The sequence below is a fragment of the Paenibacillus harenae genome, from assembly GCF_030812415.1.
In the GTDB taxonomy this organism is placed as follows: Bacteria; Bacillota; Bacilli; order Paenibacillales; family Paenibacillaceae; genus Pristimantibacillus; species Pristimantibacillus harenae_A.
This window is the reverse complement of record NZ_JAUSST010000001.1, coordinates 953324-977167: the sequence shown is the minus strand read 5'-3', so window position 1 is coordinate 977167 and position 23844 is coordinate 953324. Positions and strand designations below refer to the sequence as shown.

The following is a 23844-nucleotide window of genomic DNA, read 5'->3' as shown; positions in this document are numbered from 1 at the left end:
TCAATAAACTTCCTTCAAAAGCTCAAAAACTTCCTCTATCGTGAGGCCGAAGGATTTGTAATACGAAGTGTCAATTATCATCTGCATTCGGATCATGTCATTGCGTTTTTGAAGCATATCATCGGACGAAAGTTCGGTAACAAAACAACCTTTGCCGGTAACCGTATATATCAAACCATGTCGTTCGAGCTCTTCCCATGCTTTTTTTACGGTGATGATACTGACACGAAGCTCCGTTGCGGCTTGTCGTATGGGCGGCAAACAATAGGCGCTTTCTAGCTCGCCCTTGAGAATTTGAGCGCTGATTTGTTCAAAAAGCTGCTGATAGATGGGTTTCTCGGATGTGTTCGAAATCGCAATGTTCATTACATTTCCACTTTCTCAAACCGTTTGTTTGCAATATGATAAGCGATAACCGTAAATATCGCAAATATCACGATGCCTGCGATCAGGATGGATAGATGAATAGACAATTTTTCAGTACCCGCCCCCTTGAAAAGATCAGACACGTACGAGTTCTGTGTGCCAAGCCATTCTGCGCCGCCGGCAAACAGGATAGCAGCCGTGATGGACGCGATCGATGCTGCACCGTATTTATACGCCGTTTTGTAAAACATGGGGATAAAAATGATATTGAAGATCGCCAGCATGACGAAGCAGAGTCCCCAAAAACCAAAGGATGGTGCAAAGAACCAGTAGGTCAGATTCGGATACAAGCGAACGGTCGCCAAGCCATATATAATGGCAACCACAACATGCAATAACTCCAAGACGACAATGAACGATACTTTTGCTTTAACCATGTCTCTTTTTGTTACTGGCATTATGCTTGTAAACATTAAATCGTTCTGGCTTTTATAACCTCCGAACATATTCGGTATCGTGATAAAACAAAAGTATAGGATAACAAGGAAATATAGCCATCCCGGAATTAGCATTAAGGCACCTGTTAAAAAAGGGAATACATAAAAGAACGGACTAACGCCTAATCTTAATTCTTTCATCAATAAATTATACATACATACCCTCCTTTTTCGAGAAGTAGATCATAATCTCTTCAAGATTTGGCACGGCGGATTTAATATCGGTAGACGGATCAAAGTCTTTTGTATGAATCAAGCCCGTAAAGCCGAAAGAGTTCGTTTTGTAGGAAACCAACTTGTCTTTGATCATATCCAGCTGTTCTTTTTTTCCATTCAACAAACGATACGTATCGATAAACTCTTCTTTCTCGGCGCTGTTGATAATTTGTCCGTGATGGATGTAGGTAATATAATCGGCGCATTTTTCTAAGTCGGATGTGATATGAGTTGAAAAAAGAATGCTGATTTCGCCTTCTTCCACCAGCTCCTGGAAAATATCCAGCAGATTGTCTCTGGCAGCCGGATCAAGTCCACTTGTCGGTTCATCCAGGATAAGAACCTTTGCGCCGTGCGACAAAGCAAGGGCCAGGCTGTATTTTACTCTCATTCCGGTTGATAATTCGGCTATTTTTTTGTCTTCAATCAAGTTGAATTTTTTCAGATACTTGTGATAGGTTTCATCGTCCCAATTACGATAGAACGTTTTGATTACATTCGTTAACGTTTTGATCTTGCTGCGAGTATAAAAGTTGATGTCTCCGAATGCAGAGCCAATTTCTTGTTTCAATTCGACTTCGTGCTCGGCCATGTTCTTTCCCAAAATACAGATCTCGCCGCTATCCATGCGAACCAAATTCAGAATTGATTTTATGGTAGTTGTTTTTCCAGCGCCATTGGCTCCGATAAATCCCATAATGTAACCTTTTTCCAGTTGAAAAGAAACGTCTTTTAGCTGAAAATGTTCATATTTTTTGTTTAAATTCTTTATATCCAATGCCAGCATATCGTACCCTCCGCTTATTATTGTGTATATCGTGTATGCACAATATATCATTGAGGGAGTTCAGATGTCAATCATTGTTCCTCCACGTACATTAAAATAATTGCTTTACAGGACACCCAATGGTGATATATTATGAAATGGGAATAGGACACTGAATGGTGTCGAATTAGAATAAAACGAAAAGAAAGAGGGTTCATATGCACATACTAACCATCGTTCTACACAGTTGGCTGCTTTTCTCAATGGCTTTTTTTGGCGGAAGCAAGATTGCAGGAGCCAAGCATCAGATCGAACTGTTCGATTCGATTAAACTTCCTCAATGGTTCCGCGTCATTACGGGCTACGTTCAAATTGTTGCATGTATAGGACTCATTATCGGCTACTGGTATCCAGGGATTGCCGCTTGGACCGGAATACTGATAGGCACTATGATGCTGGTGGCGTGCCTCTCGCATCTCAGAGTCAAACATCCGATCGGAAAAATGATACCGGCCTTACTGAATCTCTTGATATCTATTGCAGTAGTTTTATTATATGCAGACGAACTGTCCAATCTTTTTCGGTAAGTAGCAGGCGAGAAGCAATTTAACCAGGAGTTGATCGATCAAATAAAGGAGCGAGGGCAGTGATCATAAACCGTTTTGTTCCATTTAAGGGCCAGCACTGCGAGACTACTGCGATGGGAAATCTTCTTTCCAATATCGGGATTCGCTTATCCGAGCCCATCCTGTTCGGGATTGGAGAAGGACTGGGGTTTATTTATTGGGAATCAAAAGGCATGGATTTTCCATTTATCGGAGGCAGGGCCAAGCCTGATCTAATAACAAAACGAATTGCTTCTCGCTTGAACCTGACCCTGAACATTCAGGAAACCTCTTCTAAGGCGAAAGCGTGGAACAACATCAAGGACAACCTGGATAAAGGTATTCCCATAGGATTAAAGCTTGATTGTTATCACCTGGATTATTTCACGACAAAAATCCACTTTGCAGCGCATTATGTTGCCATGTATGGATACGATGATCAGTATGCCTATTTGATTGATACATGCCAGCAGGGGGAGAAAGTGAAGACCCGCTTGGAAACGTTAGCCCTTGCCAGAAGCGAAAAGGGGTCGATGAGCTCAAAAAACCTTTCTTACACGATTCAAAAAAGCGGGGATGCTCCACAACTCGCAGTCATCATTCGAGAGGCCATATCAAGGAATGCTTATGAATTCCTGAATCCGCCGATCCGAAACTTAGGGATAAAAGGCATCGAAAAGATGAGCAGCGAAATACTCAAATGGCCGAGTCGAAAACCAGACATCTCCCATGAATTAAGTTTGACGGCTTCATTGATGGAAAGAGCAGGGACAGGTGGTTCGTTATTTCGGAATCTGTACCGGGATTTCCTGAAGGAATGTGTGGATCTGTACAAAGACTCAAGAATTGAGAAGGCATACCTCATCTATGAGAGAGTTGCTTTATTATGGAAAGAAGTTTCCGACTTATTGGATAAAGCAAGTGAAAATGAGAGCGGAAATTTGTTCGTGCAAGCATCCGGATTATTGCATCAGATCGCTCAACAAGAGAAACAAGCAATGGAACTCCTTATTCGGCTCGACAAGAAATGAGCGCGCGTCGTTGCGGGAGACGCTAGCTCAATTAAACAGTGGAAGTCTTGGACTTTATTTTCCGGTCCATGACTGCCATTGTTTTTTTCTGCGACTGACCAATCGACATGCATAACGGTGTAGAACATAATAACTGGAATTTCTCCCGTTAATGAGCTGCTCCACGTCTACTTATCAAATAGATGGAATTTTTCCTGTTAATTTCTCCGTTTTACGATCAGATGGGTGAGATTGCTTTCATTAACATGAGGATTTCCTGTTATTCTCCACTTTTGGGTCATTTATCAAAAAATAAATGGGGGAATTCCCTTTATTCAAACATAGCTGAGTTGTAAATTATTTGGTTGGTCCGTCGTATTTTTTTAGTATGTAACAGTCTACCGTTTGCGCTTTTCATGATATTCTTATATCCCGTTCTTGTCGAAATATGGTATAAATGATAGAGATGACAAACTTCCGATAGGGACGATTTAGCAATGAAAAAGAGATTTAGTAGTTTGATAGTGCTACTCCTCTTTCTGCTTCTGTTATCCGGCTGCTCCGCCATCGCTTCCATGCCGGAAGCGGAGGAGGGCAGGATCGACTTGAGCCGCTGGCATTTTGCCCAGAACGGCAGCGTGAAGCTGAACGGGGAATGGTCGCTGTACCCGGGGCAGCTGCTAAGTCCGGATAAGCTGCAGGAGGGGCAAGGCGGCGATTACACCATGGTGCCGGGCTTCTGGAAGAACCATGGTTACCTGAAGGCCGGCTACGGCCATGCCACCTATAGACTGATCGTGGAGCTGGATGCGTCGGAGGAGCCGAATCAGCTGTTAGCCCTTTATTTGCCGTTCGGGATCGAGTCGGCTTATAAGCTTTGGATTAACGGTGAAGAAAAGGCGTCGGCCGGCAAGGTTGGAGCGTCGAAGGCGGAGATGGAAGCGAAGTATCTCCCCCAAACCGTTGTTTTTCCGGCGGAGGATAAGGTGGAGATCGTTATTCAGGTGTCCAACTATGTCCAGCGGACAGGCGGCATTTGGGACGAGCTGCGGCTGGGCAAAGCCGGGGAAGTGACGGAATTTGCGACGATGCGACTCGCGCAGGAGCTGTTCGTGGCAGGCGGGATCGTTATTATGGGCTTGTACCATTTGGGGCTTTATTTTATCAGGCGGAAGGATTTAACGCCGCTTTACTTCGGCGGCTTCTGTCTCTTGTTCGGCCTGCGGTCGCTGTTTCTGGGCGAGGTAATCATCAATCATATTTTTCCGGACATGAGCTTTGAAATCTATAAGAAATTTGAGTATATGGGACAATATTTCGGGCCGGCGTTATTCCTGTTATATGTGAAGCAGCTGTTTCCTAAGGAAACGCATAAAGGGATGGTCCGGTTCGGAACGGCCGTATACGGGGTGCTTGGCGTCGTCGTTTTGGCGGCCCCGACCACGATTTTCACGCCTACGCTGGTGCTGACTCACGTGCTGCTGCTTATTCTCGCGCCTTATGTCGTTGGCGTCTTTATCCGCGCTGCGATCAGGAAGAGGGAAGGCGCCTTGTTTTGCTGCATCCTGTTTATAATTATGGCGCTCACTATTTTTAACGATCTGCTGTACTACAACAACATCATCCCGACCATTGATATGGCGAAGTTCGGGGTGTTCGTGTTTATTTTCGCGCAAGCGTTCATGCTGTCCAGAAAATTTTCGAAGGCGTTCTACGCGGTAGAGGATCTGTCGAACAAGCAGGCCAGATGGTCGCAGGAGCTGGAGATGACGGTCGATGAGCGCACTAAGGCGCTTCAGAAGACGCTCGGCGACCTGAAGGATGCTCAAAGGCAACTGGTCGAATCGGAGAAAATGGCGGCGCTGGGAGCTCTCGTAGCGGGGATAGCCCATGAAATCAATACGCCCGTTGGCGTCAGCGTGACGGCGGCTTCGCACTTGATGCAGAAGACAGGCGACTTCTCCGCTATCCTGCAGAGCAATAAACTGAAGAAGTCCGATCTGGATAACTATATCAAGCTGGCCGACGAGTCCTCGCATATTATCTCTTATAATTTGAAGCGGGCATCGGAGTTGATCAACGGCTTCAAGCTCGTCGCGGTCGATCAATCAAACGAGAACAAACGGCAGTTCAACGTGAAGCAGTACCTGCAGGAGGTGCTGATCAGCCTGGGACCGAAGCTGAATCAAACGAAGCTCGATGTCCAGCTCGAGTGCCCCGACGATATAGATATTACCAGCTATCCGGGAGCATTCTCGCAGATACTAACCAATTTTCTGATGAATTCGATGATTCATGCCTATGATCCGGGCGAGAGCGGGACGATCCGGCTGACGGTGCGGAAGGAAACCACAGGATTGTGGCTGAAGTACCGGGATAACGGCAAAGGAATGGCGCCGGAAGTAAAGGACAAAATATTCGATCCGTTCTTTACGACTAACCGGGGCGGCGGAGGCACCGGTCTCGGCATGCATATTATTTACAACCTGGTCACGCAGTCGCTCGGCGGTAAGATCGAATGCGAGAGCGAGCCGGGCCAAGGCACTGCCTTTATTATTAATATACCTCTAGAGGAGTAACGAACATGATATCTCGGACAGATGAAGAGCTGCCATTATCGGAGGATGAGGATGAACTCGTCTTTCTGGATGAGGGGGAGGACTCGGAGCAGGATGCCTCTTATGATTCCTGGTCCATACTAATCGTTGACGATCACGAGGAAGTTCACAAGGTGACTTCGTTAGTTCTTGGCGGCTTCGAATTCGAAGGGAAGGGGCTGCGGTTGCTTCATGCCTATTCAGGAGATGAAGCAAGAGCCATGCTGCGTGCAGAGCCGGATATTGCGGTCGTGCTGCTCGACGTCGTCATGGAGAAAGATGAGGCCGGACTTGAGGTCATCGAATACATCCGCCGCGAGCTGCGGAACAGCGCGATCCGCATCATTCTACGGACGGGTCAACCGGGGCAGGCGCCGGAACAGGAAGTCATTGTGAAATACGATATTAACGATTATAAGGAGAAAACGGAGCTGACGGCGCAGAAGCTTTTTACAACAATCATATCGTCACTGCGTTCTTATCGGGATCTTCGAATGATTCAAAGCAATAAGAAGGGGCTGGAGGATGTGGTGCGCTCCTCTTCTTCTATATTGAACGTTTATTCGCCCAAGGAGCTTGCGCGCGAAGTGCTTGACCAATTAAATACCATTCTTGATGCGGAGAAGAGCTCAGCGGGTTTAGTTCTGCAGAAGCAAAATGACGGTTGGAGCAAGCTGGCAGGCAGCGGGAAATTTTCGTCTGCGGCCTATCCGCAGATGCTGCCGCCCGAAGTATTGGCTGAAGCCGATAGCGCGGCCGTGTCGAACGTACGGTTCATGCAAGGCGATGGCTTCGCCTGCTATTACCGGAACAGTACGGGTACGGAGAAAACGATCTATTTTGAGCGCGGGAAGGCTTTATCGGAATGGGACCGCTATTTGATCGAGGTCTACTGCGCCAATATATTGGCTGCTTTCGAGAATGTGGCCTTAAACGGGGAGATCGAGAGCACCCAGAAGGAGATCATTTATACGCTTGGCGAGATAGCGGAGACCAGATCGAAGGAGACGGGCTTCCACGTTAAGCGCGTTGCCGAATATACGAAGCTGCTGGCGCTGAAATACGGGCTGCCGGACGAGGAGGCCGAGCTGATCAGCCTTGCAAGCCCGATGCATGACATCGGCAAGGTCGGCATCAGCGATGCGATTCTGAATAAGCCGGGTAAGCTGACCGCCGAGGAATACGAGATCATGAAGACGCACGCGCAATCCGGCTATGATATGTTGAAGCATTCCGGCAGACCGATTATGAAAACAGCGTCCATCATTGCCCTGCAGCATCACGAGAAGTATAACGGCAGCGGGTATCCGCAAGGGCTTAAAGGGGATCAAATACATATTTACGGGCGTCTGACCGCCCTCGCAGACGTATTTGACGCCCTTGCCAGCGACCGAGTTTACAAGAAAGCATGGGCGCTTACCGACATTATCGGTTTTTTGCAGGAGCAGAGGGGAGAGCATTTCGACCCTGTTCTCACCGATTTGTTCATGGAGCACATCGATGAGTTTCTGGTTATCAGAGAAAAGTACGTGGACGAAAAAATATTTTAAGGGGGACGAACATCGTCCCCCCGCCGCCTGCGAGTACCTGGACAGATCCGAAGACGATCTGTGAAAACCCGGACAGGACAAGGCTTTAGCGGAATGAATCGGATTGCTGCGGCAGCCTCTTTAGCACCTAGCTTGCGTTATATCAGCCAACCCTTGCTTTCTGCTATTGCGACCGCATCAATTCGGTTTCGCGCTTCTAGCTTCTGTAATATTTCGGAGATGTAATTGCGAATGGTTGCCGGAGATAGAAAGAGCAGCTTGCTTATTTCCGCAACGGAATATCCTTGCTTAAGATGAGTCAATACCTCTGATTCCCGTTCCGTGAGCGGATTTATTTCTCCCAACATGGAGAATGTAAGATGAGGGCTGAATGCTCGGCCCCCGGCATATATTCGACGTAAAGCTTCAGCCAGATCCGCTACGGGCGCATCCTTCAATAAATATCCCCGTACTCCCGCACGAACCGCGCGTTGGTAGTACCCCGCTCTTGCAAAAGTGGTGACGATGACGACCCGACACTCAATCCCGTCATCTTTCATTTTTTCAGCCACTTCCAGTCCGCTCAATATAGGCATTTCAATATCTAGTATGACGATGTCGGCCTCTTGTTTACGAATGAGTTCCAAAGCTTGTTCGCCATTGCCCGCTTCACCGACGATCTCGATATCGGACTCCAGAGCTAACAGCCGGCTTATCGCCCCCCGAAGCATTCCTTGATCTTCCGCTATAATGATTTTCACCTTGCACCCACCTCGGTTTCCGGCTTCTTTATATTCGGAACGGTAACCGTCACTTTCGTTCCCTTGGATGGATCGGACACCCATTCGAGTTTGCCGTCAATGAGGATCAATCTCTCCTTCATCCCGAGCAAGCCATTTCCGAATTGTCCGAGGTTCCTGTTATCTTTGGTTAAACCAGTTCCGTTATCTTGGACGATTAAACAGAATGTTCCGCGATCTTCGCATAAGGCAGCTTCGCATTTGTCGGCATGGCTATGTTTGATCACATTCGTCACACATTCGCGCAAGCTCATACCCAGTATATTTTGGATGATAGGCGCCATTTTCAATGAAACGTTATTGTTAAATTCGAAGGAAATACCAGCTGTTTGTAGAGCGTGTTCTGCTTGCTGAAATTCTTCTTCCATGTTGATAGACTGCATATCGCTAATCAATTCCCGAACCTGGACAAGCGTCGCCCTCGAAATTAGTTGAACGTCGCGCGCTTCCGCGAGAGCTTGATCCGGGTGATCGGGGATGAGCCTTTCCACCAACTCGCTTTTCAAAGATATTAACGATAACTTATGGCCCAGCGTGTCGTGCAGATCCCGGGCTATCCGCTGTCGCTCCTCGTTTTTGATGAGTCGGGCGATTTCGTTGTTTGCGTTTTGAAGCTGCGATTTTACTTCGACCGTCGTTTGGTACATTTTTAAAGTGTATGGAATTAAAGCCAACGCGAGAATGACAGGAAGCCATTCATAACGCCAAGGATCAGATAATCGTTCGTAAAAGATATAGATCGAACCGCAGAACAAAACCGTCATTACTCCGACCATATACGAAATGCGGCGGTAACTGGGCAGCATCCTCATGCATATAGCCGGATATACACCAAAAATCAACAGCCATGGCGATTCGATAACCCCCATCATTGAAACAGACAGAAGCTGAATCAGAATGAACAGTTCGCGCCGATTCGCATGAACATAGGTTTGACGGTACGCTGCGGCGAAAAGGAGAAATAGCGCAATCTCAAGCCAAGCCAATCGAATCGGCATACAAAACAAGTATATAAAAGGAATTATCAAGGGGGCTAGCATCAGCCATCTTCTCATTTAATGGAACGACCTTCCCTTAGCCATCTTGGAATCAACACAATGGATATCGTCACGACGATCGCATGAATCGGATTGGAGACATCCCCGATTTGCGGCTCTGGCGGATATGCCCAGTCCATCAACGACAACAGTAAAGCAACGATTATCGCGATCAAGGCATAGAAAAGCCTTGGCCTGGCCGTTTTCCGACGAAGTTTGGCGTAAATTAACGCTCCGACACAATTGACTATAATAGATGCTGCCATAATTGAGACCGGATTTAATTGCTTGAAATGAAATCCTGTAATCGCGATTAATAAATAAAATAAGGCGATCCCCGCAATCCCGGAAATAATTCCTACCTGCAATCCGACCATCCATGTTTTCCTCATTCTAATCCCTTCTTTCTTTTTTCAAAAGCATATCTGAAATGCGTTTGCAGTTGAAGTGATACTTATCACAAACGGAGTGATGTTGTGATTGTGTCGACTTTAGTCTAGCTCAAGTTTAGTCTGCAGGTTGATGTTTCCATTCCTTTGCATTTGTATAATCAACTTGATAACATAACATAATCGAATCCAAGGTTGGTAAATTCAGGTTAAATAATTGCGGATGTCATGGAGGAGATGGGCGAAGTGAAAAAGTTAATCGAATTTAGAAATGTAGCGAAAGAATACAAAATAGGAGAAGTGCTAATCAAGGCCCTGAATGGTGTTGATTTTACCATATCCGAGGGAGAATTCGTCGTTGTATTGGGCGCAAGCGGTGCCGGTAAAAGCACGATTCTGAATATCCTTGGCGGAATGGATACGGCTACCTCGGGTCAAGTGATCGTTGGCGGTCAAGAAATAACAAGGTTGGGCGAAAAAAAATTAACAGAATACCGCGGTGAAAAAGTTGGCTTTGTCTTTCAATTCTACAATTTAATTCCGAATCTAAACGCGCTGGAAAATGTTGAATTTGCCGCTGAAGTATGTAAAAACCATCTGGATGCCAAAGATATTTTGCACAAAGTCGGATTAAAGAATCGTATCAAAAACTTCCCTTCCCAGCTCTCGGGAGGAGAACAACAAAGAGTTGCCATCGCGAGAGCCGTTGCCAAAAATCCATTGCTTTTGCTCTGCGACGAACCAACCGGAGCTTTGGATTATGTGACAGGCAAGGCTGTTTTAAAGCTTCTTCAGGATTTGAACAAGGAAACGAAAAAGTGCGTCGTATTGGTCACGCACAATTCCGCGATTGCCCCAATGGCCGACAAAATCATTAGGGTTAAAAGCGGCAGGATAGAGAGCATTACGATGAATGTCGAGAAACAAAGCGTGGAAGGGATTGAGTGGTGAGCATGAAATTATTTTTAAAATTAGTAAGGGATATAAAACAATCGATCGGACAATTTATAGCATTGGTTTTGGTTGTCGCAGTAGGAGCTTTTTTTTACGCGGGGCTGACCACTTATAGCAATAATCTTAGCGCATATACGACGGGTTACTTTAAAGATCATAATTTAAGCGACTTACATGTCTATTACAGTCAAATTTCCAAAGATGATGTAGCTGTTCTAAGCGAAATTCAAGGGATCCATAAAATCGAAGGACGTTACACCTTTGATGCCGTGCAAGCCTTTGAAAAAGATAAAGCATCGTTAAAAATTCATTCGATTCCTGTAAAAAACGAAATAAATACGCCTACGATGATCGAGGGCAGGATTCCGTCAAAAAAGGATGAGATCTTATTAGATTCCCATTATGCAAAAGAACATCTTTACAAAGTTGGCGATCAGATCCGTATAAGCGTGAATGAAAGAAATTTTACGTTTATCGTTAGCGGCCTAGGCGAGAATGTTGAATATGCAAAAAAGAACGAAATCCAAAACCATAAAACCTATGGATTCGCCTATATTGCCGAAGAGACCGTATCTGAAATCTTAAACGGCTTTTCCTATAATGAAATCATGATTGAAGCGCAAGAAGGATACGATATTGAGATATTAGGTCAAACCATTGAACTGCAATCCAAACGGCTCCCCTATTTAAAGCAAGAAAGCAAAGAACGGACTTTCAGTTATTCTAAAATAAACGAAACGATACAAAATAATAATTTGATGAGTAAAGTTATACCTTTCGTCCTCTTCTTGATTGAAGCTGTTATCCTATTTCTTACCATGTCGAGGATGATTGATTCTCAAAGAAATCAAGTAGGCATCATGAAAGCCTTGGGTATCAAAAACGGAAACATCATGCTTCATTACATGGGATACCCCGTGCTTGTAGGGATAACAGGCTCAATCATAGGTTGTGCGATTGCCGCTTTTGCATTTGTTCCATTAGTAACTGCGTCGAGTGCAAGGGCCTATTCTTTGCCTGATATTCAATTCTCGCTTTCGTTATTTTCTGTCATTCCTCCCATCCTTTTCTCCAGTGCTTTTGGAATCCTGTCCTGTTACTTAAGCGGTAGAACCATATTAAAAGAACGTGCGGCCCTGGCTATGCGTCCTAAACCGCCGAAGAAGATGAAGAAGCTGCTTATCGAAAGAGTACCGGGGATCTGGAGTCATCTTTCCTACAGTTACAAACTCATTATAAGAAATATATTTTTAAATAAACCAAAAGCTTTAGCGAGTTCCATAGGGGTTATTGTAAGCACGGTTTTATTGATAACGGCTTTTGGCACTCAAACAGCTTTGCTTAAAGTAGCTAACCAAGTTGAAGAAGTTTATTCCTATGATTTAAGAGTGGATTATAAGACGGGAACAGCTACGGATACGTTAAACCCGCCCTCCGGTATAAAGACTAGTTATTTTTTATCCACCTTTCCCGTTGCATTCATAAGAGATGACGAACAAGAAAATGCCACTTTAGTTGTAACTGAAAAAGATAACGAACTCATTCATTTCTTTGACGAAAACGACAATAAGATATCGTTAGAAAATGGTGGTGTATTGGTACCCCAATCTTACGCCGACAAATATCGCATAGCAGAAGGGGATAACATTAACATCCAATTCATGGCACCAGAGCTTCAGAATAAATCTGTCGATATGAAGGTTTTGAAAATATCTGCACAGTATTCGAATCCCTCGTTTTATTGCACACCAGCCTATTTGGAAAGCTTTGGCATCGACTACAGTCCAACCTCTCTTTTAGTTGAAACGAATAACGCCACAAATCTTATAAGTGTCCGTGACTTGTTTGAACAAGATCAACGCGTAGATACGATTGCAGATAAGAATGATCTGAAGGAATCGGCTCAATATATTTTGAAACAAAACAGTTTTGTGTTTATCATGTTTATCATTTGTGCCGTCATCCTCTCCTTTGGCGCCATCTATACGATATCTTCCATCAACATGTATGAAAGGAATCGCGAACTTGCAACACTCAAGGTACTAGGCTATCAAAAAAATAAAATAAACAGACTTATATTTTTTGAAAACATCCTATTAACCACATTTGCGGTAATTGCAGCCATACCCGTAAGCGGCTATATGTATGGGATGGTCGTAAAGGCACTTTCGAGTTCCCATCAGCAAATCCCGGATCAATTAACGATGTCTGTCATATTGGCTTCCGTTATTCTTGCATACTTGCTAACCATCTTATCTAACTTACTGCTTCGAAGAAAAGTAACCAAAATCAATATGATTGAATCATTAAAAAGTATGGAATAATGGTCGTCGAGTAAGCAAACACGCCTGTTTGGCGTGTTTTTTTGTATTTATTCTGCTGCGAGAGAACGATGCGGCACCTTGAAAAAGGACATCATTTTATGCAAAATGAACCGTTTTCATTAAATGTATGCGCTTTTATAATGAGAATCAAGAGGTCGCAGCGCAGCCGGCTCGCATGAAATAGACCGAAAGGAGAGGCGAACCCCATTCAGAAAACCGCATTTTTAAAGCAGTTTAAAAGACAGTTGCCCTTTCAGGCATTCGTATGGATTGGATTGTTGTTTCTGCTCGTGTTCAGTTATATTCCAATGTTCGGAATCGTCATCGCCTTCAAAAATTATAAAATATCAACCGGCATCGATGGCATTTTCAGCAGCCCCTGGGCAGGATTGTCGCACTTTAAGGAGCTCATCAACGACTATAACTTTCCGATGCTGGTACGCAATACGTTAGTGCTCAGCCTGTTGAAAATCATTTTTTCTTATCCAATACCGATTTTGTTCGCCATACTTCTTAGCGAAGTTAGGCATGTATTCGTGAAACGTTTTGTTCAAACGGTCAGCTATTTGCCGCATTTCATTTCATGGGTTGTCGTTACTGGCATATCTTTTGCTTTCTTCTCGTCAAGCTTCGGCATCGTCAACGACTTTCTGCTTTCATTGCATCTGATTAAGGAGCCGCTCTCCATATTAACGGATCCAGATGCCTTCTGGGGACTTGCCGTATCAACGGCCATATGGAAGGAAGCCGGCTGGTGGACGATTATATTTCTCGCAGCGCTTGCCGGAATCGATCCCTCCCTTTACGAAGCGGCTGAAATGGATGGTGCTAGCCGTCTCAAACGAATAATCCACATCACGCTGCCAGGCTTGAAGGGTGCGAGCATCGTTGTGTTAATACTAACGATTGGAAGCATGCTGGGCGGCGGGCTGGTTGGATCGAACTTCGAGCAATCGATGCTGCTTGGCAATACGATTAACAGCGAGAAATCTCAGATCATTCAGACCTATGCCTTCACGATTGGTCTTGCTCAGGGTAGATTCTCCTTCGCAACTGCAATTGATCTTATGCAATCGGTTATATCTGTTATCCTGATTTTCTCCAGCAACGCAATAGCTAAACGCTTGTCGGGCAATGGATTGTTCTAAACCAACTAGAAACAAGAGAGTGGTGATTCATCATGCGCAGAAGAAAGACGATAGAGGATCGGGTACTGGACACGATCATTTCGATCATCCTCATCGTTGTTGTCTTCGTAACCCTATATCCGTTCTACTATATTTTGTTGATTACCTTTAATGCAGGCACCGACACCGCGGCCGGGGGCATGTACCTGTGGCCTAGGCAATTCACGTTCGGCAATTATCTCTATTTTCTCGAGGATCCGAAGTGGATCAGCGCATTCGGCATTTCGCTGCTCAGGACCATTGTCGGTACGGTTCTAGGCGTCTTGTTTACCGGGCTTGTCGCATATGGTCTTGCCAAACGGGATCTCATCTTCCGCAAGAGCTACTTTACGATTGTTGTAGTAGCGATGAATTTCTCCGGTGGTATTATCGCTTTCTATATCGTTCTGAAAAGCCTGGGGCTCATCAATACTTTCGGCGTTTATGTTATTCCGGGTATGCTAAATTTGTTTTTCTTATTGATCGCGATTTCCTTCTTTACCGATATTCCCGAAGAGCTAGGGGAGTCGGCAAGAATCGACGGGGCTTCGGAGGTACGTATTTTTGCCAAAATCATTCTTCCGGTTTCGATGCCCCTTCTTGCTACGATGAGCTTGTTCATCGGCTCCGGTCAATGGAATGCGTGGCTGGATTCGGCTTACTTCGTACAGGATGAAGGTCTTCGTACGTTGACCTACCGGATGATGCAGGTTATAAACCAGTCCATGGTGCCGTCGGGAGATGCGCAAGCGGCAGCGATGTCGCGTTCCAGCGTTACGCCGTTCTCGGTCCAGGCTACAGCCATGGTCGTATCGATCGTTCCGATTCTTGGTGTTTATCCGTTTTTGCAGAAGTATTTTGTTTCCGGTATGATGTTAGGTTCAGTCAAAGGTTGATGAGGTTTTTCGGCCGTCTCTTCTATAATCGGACTGGCGGCCTTAAAATAAGACTATTACAGACGGGGGTATGGGAATGCATAAGAGCTATAGACTGCTTATTGTCATGATCGCAGCATTATTATTGGTAGGAGGAGCACTATCGGCATGCAGCAACAACAGCGTCAATAACGGAACGGCGAGCACGAACATTGGAAAAGCGGAAGGAGAAGCTGCCGGCAATAACGGGACTGAGGCTCCGGTCGAGCTGACGATGTTCGTCGATGCAACATGGTATCCGTTCCAGGACTGGAAGGGGGAAATTCCGGAAGCGATCACGAAAGCGACCGGCGTTAAGCCGAAAATCACGGTAGCTACGGATGACAAGCAGCTTGCCTTGATGGTCGCATCGGGAGATTTGCCCGATATCGTCGTTTCCTTTAACTTCAAGCTCATGTCGGACGGCAACATCAGCCTTCCTTATAACGAAATTTTCCCGAAATATGCCCCTAGCGTGAAGTTTGATCCGGTCAAGGAGCTCGTCAATACGGTCAGCGACGGCAACTATTACGCCATTCGGAACGATTTCTCGACCGAAGCGGAGTGGAAAGCTAGTCCATATGCCCATATGATGGTACCGGGGCTTACGCTTCGAAAAGATATTTTGGAGGGAATCGGCAATCCGGCTATTAAGACGCTTGAAGATCTGGATAAAGCATTTGCTGCAGTTAAGGAGAAATATCCGGACATGACGCCGCTTATTCTTAATCCCAACTGGCAACGTCCTTACTTTGATACGCAATATGGCGCAGCAGGCGGATTTGCAGATAAAGACGGGAAGATCGAGTATTACCTAAGACAAGATGCCACTCGAAAATCGATGCTGTACGTGAACAGCTTATACCGCAACGGTTATGTTACATCGGAAAACTTTGCCTATAAGAATGAATCGGAGACGGAGCAAATGATGGTTTCCGGCAAAGGCTTTGCTTACACGTGGACCTATTCCGGCGCGGATCGTCTTAATGCTTCCAGTAAAGACTCGGGCTATGAATTCATTCAGCTTGCTGAGCCTCTGGGCGCCGAAGCTTCTGTCGTCAGTACCGGAACCGGCGGACTTGGCATGTACGTGACGAAGGACAACAAAAATGTGGAAGCGACCGTGAAATTCCTGGAATACTTGTATTCGGAAGAGGGCTGGCGTACTGCGGAATGGGGGATTGAAGGAAAGGATTGGACATGGAATGAGGCTGGTTATCCCGAGTTCAATTATAACGTTCAAGATCTGGAGACACTTAAGGAGAAAGGCGTATATTGGTGGGGAGTCCCAACGGAGACCGGCGTCGGGATGGCACTGAGCTCCTATAAAAGCGGATCGGAAACGACTCGTCAAGGCGAAGCATACTCGAAGATCACAACCTTCAACCCGGCAATCGGCATGATTAATCCGGATACCGATTCGCAAGAACAGATCATTCGCACCAACATTGACAACATGGTGAAAACCGAGGTGACGAAGGTATATTTGGCGCCAACGGAAGCCGAAGCCGTACAAGCATACGAAGAGATACTGAAAAAAGCCGAGAAGATCGGAATGTCGAAGCTGGAGGCTTGGGCAACCGAGCAATACGGGCCTTTAAAGGAAAAGTATGATAGCTTGACGAAATAAGAGGCCGCTTATAAGCTCATATGGAAGGTTAGCCCGCGAGGGCGGCTTTCCGTATGAGCTCGCTTGCTTCCAGCACGTATTTCATCGGGGAGATTTGATACTATGCGCATTAGCACGAAAATGGTCGTTGGCTATATTTTTCTTATCGTTCTCCCGTTCCTTATTTTTTCGGCGTTTGTATATAATCAGCTCTACGGACGATTGATTTCGCAGTATCAATTGACCAATCAGCAAAATATCGAACAGCAAGGGGCTATTTTGGATGCCAGCCTGTCTAAGATCGAATCTTTGTATTCCATCTACCAAAATAATACCGCTCTGCTCGACTTTTTGCGGGGGGATTACGTGTATGACAGGGATCTTATTTACTCGTATTTAAAGGAGATCAGTCCCGCCTTTGCATTCGCATCACTTGGGGAGCCGATGGTCGAGCAGCTTGTCGTGTACCCGAAAACGCAGAACAGACTGTTGTCTTTCCCTGAATTCGCGGACTATTCGGAGATAGGCAGCAAGCTGAGCAGCGAGGAGAAGAGGAAGTTGCTTCCGGCAAAAGGGCTGTGGAAGAAATCAATCGACGCCGGGTCGAAGCCCTTATTGGCGTACTACCACAAGCTATACAGCGAAACGTATACCAGCGAGCTTGGCATTGTTGAAATCAAGGTAAAATCAGCACTTATAGAGGAGTTTATGAAAGCGCTTAGTGCCATTCATCCGCAAAATACGGTTTTGCTGATGGATTCGGAGGGGACTGTCTTCAGATCCGAGAGGGAAACGCTCATCCCAGCAAGGCTGCTTGCGGGGATCCAATCATCCGTTTTGACCAGGGAGGACAGTACATTCCTTGTTGACGGAGAGAGGCTGATGGTCAATTCCGTGCAAGTGCCGCGCCTTGGCTTAACCGTTGTTGAAATCAATAAACAAGACGCCTTGTTCCAATTTTTGTGGACGAAGCTTTGGCTCGCAGGTGCTGGAATCGTGCTTCTTGGTTTGCTGTCGGTCTTTTATTACGTTTTATTGTCATCGCTTACAAAGCGGATTTTGCTCTTGTCCCGACATATGCGCAAAGTCGGTTTGGACGATATTGGAACCCCTTATACGGGAAAGCTGGGCAAGGATGAGATCGGTTTTCTCCTATCCAATTACAACGCCATGATCGGGCGCATCGATGAACTTGTCAATCGCGTGCAGAAGGTGGAGCTGCTGAAGAAGGATGCGGATTTCAAAATGCTGCAAGCGCAAATCCAGCCTCATTTTTTGTACAACACGCTGGAGACGATGCGAATGCTTGCCAGGTCAAACAAGGATTACACGGTAGCTGAGATGGCATATTCCTTAGGCAATCTCCTTCGCTACAGCTTATCGCAATCGGATGATACGACGCTGCAAGAGGAGCTGGAGCATGTCAAGGCCTATATCGCCATTCATCAAATTCGGATGAGGGATCTTCTGTTCGAGCTTGAATCGGATGAAGAGCTGCTCAAGGTTCGTTGTCCGAGATTTATTTTGCAACCGATCGTAGAGAATAGCATGATTCACGGATTGTCGAACATACGTGGGACGAAGACGATAGCCATTCATTTCAGGAGAACTCAAGACGCTATTGAAATCCATGTTGCGGATAACGGAGCGGGTATTCCCGAACCCAAGCTGTCGAATCTGCGATTAAGACTTCGCGGCAGTATAGCCGATCCTGCTTTATCGACAGGAACGGGCATTGGCCTCGGCAATGTAACCGAGCGCGTGAAGGCATATTTCGGCAAGGAATCGAAAATGCTTGTTACAAGCGGGGATGGACAGGGAACGACGTTTACTCTTATTCTGCAAACGGGGGAGATCAAGCATGCTGAGGCTGATGATCGTGGATGACGAACCCATTATACTAGAGGGCATTCGCGATATGATCGAGGAAGAAAATACGCCGTTCGGCAAAATCATATTGGCTAACGACGGGATCGACGCATTGGAGAAAATCGACTATTTTCAGCCCGACCTTATCATTACGGATATCCATATGCCGGGGATTGATGGACTCGCGTTCATTAAGCAGGCGCAGCAGAAGAAGGTGAAACGGTTCATCATTCTGACCGGACACGATGTATTCGAGTATGCCCGCAAAGCGGTTCAACTGCAGGTCGTGGATTATATGCTCAAGCCAGTCAACCAGCAGGAGCTTGCTGAACTGTTAAAGCGAATAGCACTGGTGCTGCTGGAGGAAAAACATCAGGTGCCTGAGCAAGTGTCATTGGAAACTGCTTCTTCCATCCCTCAGAACGAGAATATTTCGCTCATGAAGGCTTTCATTGAAACGAATTACATGAAGGATATTTCCTTGCCTGATGTTGCGGCGAACCTAAACCTTCATCCAAGCTATGTCGGACAAATGTTCAAAAGAGAAACGGGCGATACTTTTGTCAAATACTTGAATCAGGTACGTATCGAAAAAGCGAAGCAACTGCTCGAGGGCACCAAAGATATCCCGCTGGACAAAATCGCCAAATGCGTCGGCTACGACAACAGCCGTACGTTCTATAAGGTTTTTCGGAAAACGGTAGGCGTCACTCCCGGAGAGTATAGGAAGTCCGCTTTTCATTGATGAAGGCAATGCCGAAAGCGGCCTTGCGTTAGCTTAACGTTATTTTCTGCGAGACCTGTATTGGGTGGCTGTCATGCCATGATATTGCTTGAACGAATGACTGAATTGCTCCAATGTCGCAAATCCGATTTCCGCAGCAATGGCGCTTATGGTCATGTCCGTTGTCGTTAGAAGCTGGGCTGCGGCGCCCATTCGGGATTGCTGTTTTTTATCCTTAAAGGAAACGCCGTATTGCTTCTGCACGGTCCTCTCCGTTTGCCTAGTACTCAAACCCAGCCTGTCCGCAAGCTGCCCCAGCGTAATGGAGTGGTATTCGTTTAGGAAGCAGTTCTCGATCGTAAGCATTCTGCTGTCATCCAACGTTTTAACCGGAACGTCCAGCAGGGAAGAGCTGTGCTTCGTATACTGTCTAACCATTCGGGTAATGATCATCTCCAGTATATTCGTTGCCATATGGTGAAAACCGATGCGTTTCGCTGACAGCTCGTCTGCAAGCATTTCGAACAAGGCCATCATATTTTCGTTGTCCAGCCCGATCCAGAACGGAGTGTTCACCAGCAATTCCGACAGAAGGTTCTCCTTATTGGTGCTGTATTTGCTTGCGGCAGGCTGGGAATCCCCAGGGAGTACCTCTAAGAAGACGCAGTATTCAGCCATAGGATCGCTGTGATCCGGAATCTGCTCATGTGCGACATTCGGTCCGGTCATAAACAACGTTCCAGGCGTGAGGGGATAACGCTTTCCCTCCGCCACCAGAATGCCTTGACCGCTAGGGATGTAATGCAGCTCATAGCTGCCGTAGCTGTGGCTGTGTTCACGCATCGAGGTATGAAAATATCCGAACTTCACATACAAGACATTCAGGACAAAGCCGCCAAACGAGAGCTTAATATCTATATTGCCGATGTTAATAGGGGGCAGGTTCATTTCATTGTTCTCCTCTGCCAAAATGCGACACCTCGAGGGTGTCTTTGGTCGTCTCTACCGATAACGTCTACATGCTTGTATCGATATAATTATAGCGAAAAGCAAAGAGTATTGGGAAGCGGGGGAATGATGGTTATGGCAACTACAGCTGGGCGCATGTTTGAAAAAGGAAATTACGTTTATACCTATACGGAAGTGCCGGCGTCCAACCCAGGATACGCTTGGCGGGACGGCATGGTTAGCGGCAACGGCGAGAATGGTTATATTACGTCTGGCTCGCCATATTCGGACAGCTTTATCTTTCAGCATATGTGGTTCAACTATCCGTCCAGAGAACCAAGATTTATTCCAGGTGAATTAACGGAGCAGCTTGAAGATGCGAGATGGAACGTTTTTAACCAAAATGACCAATGGAAAATTAAGGACGAGAACGGTTCAACCCGAATCAGAACTTTCTACTACAGCTATCATCCCGGGCATCAACTCCGATTGAACATGTCGAACAGGGGAAGCGTATCCGGGTATGAGCGATGGACGAATTATGAAACGGCCGAGACCGGCGTACGCTACGCCGATGAATACGGTCGTTGGATCCGGACCTCGTTCACTTCCAGAGCAGACAATGTTTCCATTACGAAGCTTGAACAATCCGCTGCCGGTTCCAAATTGAATATGACCATCTCGATCGATGATATTTCGAATATGAGCCGTGCCCGAAACGGTACTTCCGAGGTAACAGCTCTTCAATACAAGAAGCTGGTAGATCCGCAGGCGGAATACATTGCACAGATTGTGCATTACCCGTCTTACGAGGGCAGCGAGCTCAGTAATGGAGGTTATGCGGGTCTAACGCAAGTGCTCGTCGTAAACGGTACCAAGAAAAGAGTGCAGCTAGATGATACGAATGAAACGATGAACGTTGGCAGCGATCCGAATCCAGCGATTCAAATTATAGATGCCGATGCCGTTTACCTCATTACGCAATCCAATCGAACCAATGAAATGGGCAGGATCGAAGATTTTGCCGGTATGGCACATTACTCTCTCGTAGAGCAGTTATTCCAGCATACGAACGCTGTCGCGCAGAAGTATAAAGATCCGGACGGTCGTTTTGATTATTACGCCGCACTTGCACCCCATGCCGAGCAGCATGCTGCTGAATTTAACGCCGTCCGTTTCTCGCTAGCTGGCGAAGACGCAGATAAGAACGCGGATAATCTAGCTCTGATTCACGCCCAACAAGCAACGGTATCGAAAATCAACCATGCCTTTGTGGAGCAGGTCTACAACCAGGGCCGATATGCGATGATATGCTGCAGCGGATCAAGCGCGCCTCGCTTGTACGGCATGTGGACCGGCGAATGGAATCCGGGCTGGCGCGGAATTTATACCCTTGACGCAAATGTGAATTTGCAGGTTGCGGCCATGAATACGGGGCATATGACGCAGGCACAGCTCGGGTATATCGCATTTTTCCTAAGGAATTCGCCAGACTTTGAATATAATGCCCGCATGGCATATGGGATGCATGATGCGCTTCAGGTATCTGTCAACTCGGATGGCGACCGCGGCATGCATGTGGAATATGACAACGATTATCCGTTTGAATACTGGAATGCCGGAGCAAGCTGGTGTCTGCTTCCCATTTATGAATACTGGCAGTGCTACGGCAACAGAAAGATTCCGATTGTTGAATCCATGAGAATCCATGAACTGCAGTCGCTTCTCAGCGTGAATGATGGAGGTCTAACGGATGAGGAATTCTCGCACCTCCTAAGGAAGGGATATCTGGATCTGGAGAAGGATATTCTGCTTCCGCTTCTGACGAAGCAAGCTAATTTTTGGGAACAAATATGCACGCCGGAATACTACACGGACACAAATGGCAATGCGTGTCATCAAAGCGGCAAGGTATCGTTAAATCCAGGCGAGAAGTATATGATTATTCCTGCGTACTCGCCGGAGAACAATCCTATTGGCTATAACAGCACGATTACGGCTAATGCCACTATGGACATTTCGGCTGCGCGGGATGGTCTATTAATGGTTATATCGATGGAGAAAGCCGTAAAGCGCGAGGGTTATGAAGCCGCAATCGTTAAATGGGAAGCTCTATTGGAGCTGTTACCCGATTATAAATATGATGTGGATGGCGCTTTGCGCGAATGGGCGATGAATGAGTATACGGAAAATAATAACCACCGACATTTGAGCCATTTATACGTAGCATGGCCTGCGTATGAAACCCAAAACAATAAAGCGCTCGCTACGGCAGCGAAGATCGCACTTGAGAACAGAGACAAGTACAACACGAAGGATGCAACAGCGGGGCATGGCTGGATGCACAAGGCTCTGGTCAGCGCGCGGCTCAAGGAAGGTGAAGGTGTAATCTCTTCGCTGCTGCCTATGATGACGGATGGCGGATATTATACTTCGTTAATGACAGACCATGATACGAATAGAAGAAACCATTGCTACTGCACAGATACATCATTTGGCGTCGTTGGTGCTATTAATGAAGCGTTGCTATTCTCGAATACCGGTGAAATCGAAGTTCTTCCTGCGGTGCCCTCCGATTGGCAATCGGGATCCATTGATGGACTTATGGCAAGAACGCAAGTAGAGGTGAAACAGTTATCATGGGATCTATTATCCGGAATAGCACAAGTTACGCTGAGCTCGAGCATTGACGAGAATACGATCAAATTAAGTGCGGGTATCCCTTGGACGAAAGCTATTGTTAATGGCGGTGAATCAGAAGTGCTGATTGATGAAATGGGCAAACATATCCGCTTAACGCTGAGTGCAGATGTAAATGTTACTGTCGTTTTTATTTAGAGCAATTTCCGGTCAAGCAAGCAACCCGGCTGCAGTTAAGCAGTCGGGTTGCTTTCATTATTGATGTTGGAGAGACCCATTTATATAATAGTTGACATTGCTACGAAAACGTATTAAATTGAGTTTAGTACATGATTACGATTTGGTAATAAAAAGGAGCTGCCGCGGTAATATGCATCAGTTGTATGATCTTTTCCTCAAGATCGGTTTGCGCCCTTTTGCTTTTTCGACTGACATGCTGCAACTTGAACAGAAAGTGACCCGTTCCGATCTGTCAACGCTGCTTATTTTGCTTATCCGGGGAGATCTGACGATGACCGAACTGGCAGACGAGATGGGGGCACCGCTGAGTTCCATGACAAGCATCGCGAAGCGGCTTGAACGTAAAGGTTATATCGCCCGGGCCACTTCCGCAAAAGACCAGCGGGTTAAGATCGTCATGCTAACGCAGGAAGGTCTTCAGCTCGCGAAAGAATGGGAGCGCATCATGTTGGCGATGCTGAGCAAGTTGGAGTCGGCGTTTACTTCGGAAGAAATGGAGCAATTTACGTTGCTTTCATTCAAGGCAATCAAAGTATTCCAAGACGAAAAACCCGATAAGCCGCAGGAGACAAAGAATCATCCGGTAAAGATCAAGATCGAGGAGTGACTGATCCAACCGGTTTCTATTTTGATTAATTACTACG

General features: G+C 46.2%; 20 protein-coding genes. 13 read left to right on the top strand and 7 right to left on the bottom strand.

The genetic code is table 11. The annotated features are described in order from the left end of the window. Genes J2T14_RS04620 through J2T14_RS04610 form a run of 3 tightly spaced genes read right to left on the bottom strand, consistent with a single transcriptional unit; the run spans position 1 to position 1866 of the window. Complete coding sequence (locus J2T14_RS04620) at positions 1 to 366, bottom strand: GntR family transcriptional regulator (RefSeq protein WP_307468252.1); 366 nt, start codon at positions 364 to 366, stop codon at positions 1 to 3. Next, positions 366 to 1019 (bottom strand): ABC-2 transporter permease, encoded by a 654-nt coding sequence (locus J2T14_RS04615; RefSeq protein WP_307468249.1) that lies wholly within the window; start codon positions 1017 to 1019, stop codon positions 366 to 368. The genes J2T14_RS04620 and J2T14_RS04615 overlap by 1 nt, the downstream gene beginning before the upstream one ends. Continuing rightward, complete coding sequence (locus J2T14_RS04610; RefSeq protein WP_307468246.1) at positions 1012 to 1866, bottom strand: ABC transporter ATP-binding protein; 855 nt, start codon at positions 1864 to 1866, stop codon at positions 1012 to 1014. The genes J2T14_RS04615 and J2T14_RS04610 overlap by 8 nt, the downstream gene beginning before the upstream one ends. A 197-nt stretch (positions 1867 to 2063) precedes the next feature. Here J2T14_RS04610 and J2T14_RS04605 point away from each other — a divergent pair, with 197 nt between their 5' ends. From J2T14_RS04605 to J2T14_RS04590, 4 genes are all read left to right on the top strand, one after another. After that, a complete protein-coding gene (locus tag J2T14_RS04605) occupies positions 2064 to 2432 on the top strand; it encodes a DoxX family protein (protein ID WP_307468244.1) in 369 nt (122 codons plus the stop codon). A gap of 59 nt (positions 2433 to 2491) precedes the next feature. After that, positions 2492 to 3481: a BtrH N-terminal domain-containing protein gene (locus tag J2T14_RS04600; protein ID WP_307468242.1), complete on the top strand. Its 990-nt coding sequence runs from the start codon at positions 2492 to 2494 to the stop codon at positions 3479 to 3481. A gap of 503 nt (positions 3482 to 3984) precedes the next feature. After that, complete coding sequence (locus J2T14_RS04595; protein ID WP_307468597.1) at positions 3985 to 6039, top strand: 7TM diverse intracellular signaling domain-containing protein; 2055 nt, start codon at positions 3985 to 3987, stop codon at positions 6037 to 6039. 5 nt (positions 6040 to 6044) lie between these two features. Beyond that, positions 6045 to 7607, top strand: coding sequence for a DUF3369 domain-containing protein (locus J2T14_RS04590; protein ID WP_307468239.1), 1563 nt, complete (start codon positions 6045 to 6047; stop codon positions 7605 to 7607). A gap of 137 nt (positions 7608 to 7744) precedes the next feature. Here the strand turns inward: J2T14_RS04590 and J2T14_RS04585 are convergent, their stop codons facing one another. From J2T14_RS04585 to J2T14_RS04575, 3 genes are read right to left on the bottom strand one after another with little or no spacing between them, the layout of a single operon-like run. After that, positions 7745 to 8347, bottom strand: coding sequence for a response regulator transcription factor (locus J2T14_RS04585; RefSeq protein ID WP_307468236.1), 603 nt, complete (start codon positions 8345 to 8347; stop codon positions 7745 to 7747). Then, positions 8344 to 9441, bottom strand: coding sequence for a sensor histidine kinase (locus J2T14_RS04580; RefSeq protein ID WP_307468233.1), 1098 nt, complete (start codon positions 9439 to 9441; stop codon positions 8344 to 8346). The genes J2T14_RS04585 and J2T14_RS04580 overlap by 4 nt, the downstream gene beginning before the upstream one ends. After that, positions 9438 to 9815: a hypothetical protein gene (locus J2T14_RS04575; RefSeq protein WP_307468231.1), complete on the bottom strand. Its 378-nt coding sequence runs from the start codon at positions 9813 to 9815 to the stop codon at positions 9438 to 9440. Before J2T14_RS04575 ends, J2T14_RS04580 begins: the two co-directional genes overlap by 4 nt. 243 nt (positions 9816 to 10058) lie before the next feature. Here J2T14_RS04575 and J2T14_RS04570 point away from each other — a divergent pair, with 243 nt between their 5' ends. From J2T14_RS04570 to J2T14_RS04540, 7 genes are all read left to right on the top strand, one after another. Next, positions 10059 to 10763, top strand: coding sequence for an ABC transporter ATP-binding protein (locus tag J2T14_RS04570; protein WP_307468229.1), 705 nt, complete (start codon positions 10059 to 10061; stop codon positions 10761 to 10763). Positions 10764 to 10765: 2 nt separating this feature from the next. Further along, the gene (locus tag J2T14_RS04565; protein WP_307468596.1) at positions 10766 to 13090 is read left to right on the top strand and encodes an ABC transporter permease; all 2325 of its coding nucleotides are present in this window, start codon (positions 10766 to 10768) and stop codon (positions 13088 to 13090) included. Between the two features lie 245 nt (positions 13091 to 13335). After that, positions 13336 to 14238 (top strand): ABC transporter permease, encoded by a 903-nt coding sequence (locus J2T14_RS04560; RefSeq protein WP_307468225.1) that lies wholly within the window; start codon positions 13336 to 13338, stop codon positions 14236 to 14238. A gap of 32 nt (positions 14239 to 14270) precedes the next feature. Next, a complete protein-coding gene (locus J2T14_RS04555) occupies positions 14271 to 15152 on the top strand; it encodes a carbohydrate ABC transporter permease (RefSeq protein ID WP_307205566.1) in 882 nt (293 codons plus the stop codon). Positions 15153 to 15228: 76 nt separating this feature from the next. Next, positions 15229 to 16800, top strand: a complete 1572-nt coding sequence (locus J2T14_RS04550) for an extracellular solute-binding protein (protein WP_307468222.1) — start codon at positions 15229 to 15231, stop codon at positions 16798 to 16800. 102 nt (positions 16801 to 16902) lie between these two features. After that, positions 16903 to 18666: a sensor histidine kinase gene (locus tag J2T14_RS04545; RefSeq protein WP_307468220.1), complete on the top strand. Its 1764-nt coding sequence runs from the start codon at positions 16903 to 16905 to the stop codon at positions 18664 to 18666. Then, entirely contained in the window at positions 18641 to 19393 is a 753-nt protein-coding gene (locus tag J2T14_RS04540; protein ID WP_307468217.1) for a response regulator transcription factor, read from the top strand. Before J2T14_RS04545 ends, J2T14_RS04540 begins: the two co-directional genes overlap by 26 nt. Before the next feature lie 39 nt (positions 19394 to 19432). On the opposite strand, the gene J2T14_RS04535 is transcribed toward J2T14_RS04540, so the two are convergent. Next, complete coding sequence (locus tag J2T14_RS04535) at positions 19433 to 20320, bottom strand: AraC family transcriptional regulator (protein WP_307468212.1); 888 nt, start codon at positions 20318 to 20320, stop codon at positions 19433 to 19435. Positions 20321 to 20455: 135 nt separating this feature from the next. On the opposite strand from J2T14_RS04535, the gene J2T14_RS04530 reads away from it, so the two are divergent. Beyond that, complete coding sequence (locus tag J2T14_RS04530; protein WP_307468210.1) at positions 20456 to 23158, top strand: glycosyl hydrolase family 95 catalytic domain-containing protein; 2703 nt, start codon at positions 20456 to 20458, stop codon at positions 23156 to 23158. A gap of 172 nt (positions 23159 to 23330) precedes the next feature. Beyond that, complete coding sequence (locus tag J2T14_RS04525; RefSeq protein ID WP_307468209.1) at positions 23331 to 23807, top strand: MarR family winged helix-turn-helix transcriptional regulator; 477 nt, start codon at positions 23331 to 23333, stop codon at positions 23805 to 23807. The last annotated feature ends 37 nt before the right edge of the window (positions 23808 to 23844 follow it).

What these genes read in the sequence shown, in the direction of transcription:
- J2T14_RS04555 (WP_307205566.1), top strand. Translation starts at nt 14,271, where the DNA reads ATGCGCAGAAGAAAGACGATAGAGGATCGGGTACTGGACACGATCATT.
- J2T14_RS04565 (WP_307468596.1), top strand. Translation starts at nt 10,766, where the DNA reads ATGAAATTATTTTTAAAATTAGTAAGGGATATAAAACAATCGATCGGA.
- J2T14_RS04615 (WP_307468249.1), bottom strand. Translation starts at nt 1,019, where the DNA reads ATGTATAATTTATTGATGAAAGAATTAAGATTAGGCGTTAGTCCGTTC.
- J2T14_RS04535 (WP_307468212.1), bottom strand. Translation starts at nt 20,320, where the DNA reads ATGAACCTGCCCCCTATTAACATCGGCAATATAGATATTAAGCTCTCG.
- J2T14_RS04530 (WP_307468210.1), top strand. Translation starts at nt 20,456, where the DNA reads ATGGCAACTACAGCTGGGCGCATGTTTGAAAAAGGAAATTACGTTTAT.
- J2T14_RS04540 (WP_307468217.1), top strand. Translation starts at nt 18,641, where the DNA reads ATGCTGAGGCTGATGATCGTGGATGACGAACCCATTATACTAGAGGGC.
- J2T14_RS04580 (WP_307468233.1), bottom strand. Translation starts at nt 9,441, where the DNA reads ATGAGAAGATGGCTGATGCTAGCCCCCTTGATAATTCCTTTTATATAC.
- J2T14_RS04605 (WP_307468244.1), top strand. Translation starts at nt 2,064, where the DNA reads ATGCACATACTAACCATCGTTCTACACAGTTGGCTGCTTTTCTCAATG.
- J2T14_RS04550 (WP_307468222.1), top strand. Translation starts at nt 15,229, where the DNA reads ATGCATAAGAGCTATAGACTGCTTATTGTCATGATCGCAGCATTATTA.
- J2T14_RS04610 (WP_307468246.1), bottom strand. Translation starts at nt 1,866, where the DNA reads ATGCTGGCATTGGATATAAAGAATTTAAACAAAAAATATGAACATTTT.
- J2T14_RS04545 (WP_307468220.1), top strand. Translation starts at nt 16,903, where the DNA reads ATGCGCATTAGCACGAAAATGGTCGTTGGCTATATTTTTCTTATCGTT.
- J2T14_RS04620 (WP_307468252.1), bottom strand. Translation starts at nt 366, where the DNA reads ATGAACATTGCGATTTCGAACACATCCGAGAAACCCATCTATCAGCAG.
- J2T14_RS04590 (WP_307468239.1), top strand. Translation starts at nt 6,045, where the DNA reads ATGATATCTCGGACAGATGAAGAGCTGCCATTATCGGAGGATGAGGAT.
- J2T14_RS04525 (WP_307468209.1), top strand. Translation starts at nt 23,331, where the DNA reads ATGCATCAGTTGTATGATCTTTTCCTCAAGATCGGTTTGCGCCCTTTT.
- J2T14_RS04575 (WP_307468231.1), bottom strand. Translation starts at nt 9,815, where the DNA reads ATGAGGAAAACATGGATGGTCGGATTGCAGGTAGGAATTATTTCCGGG.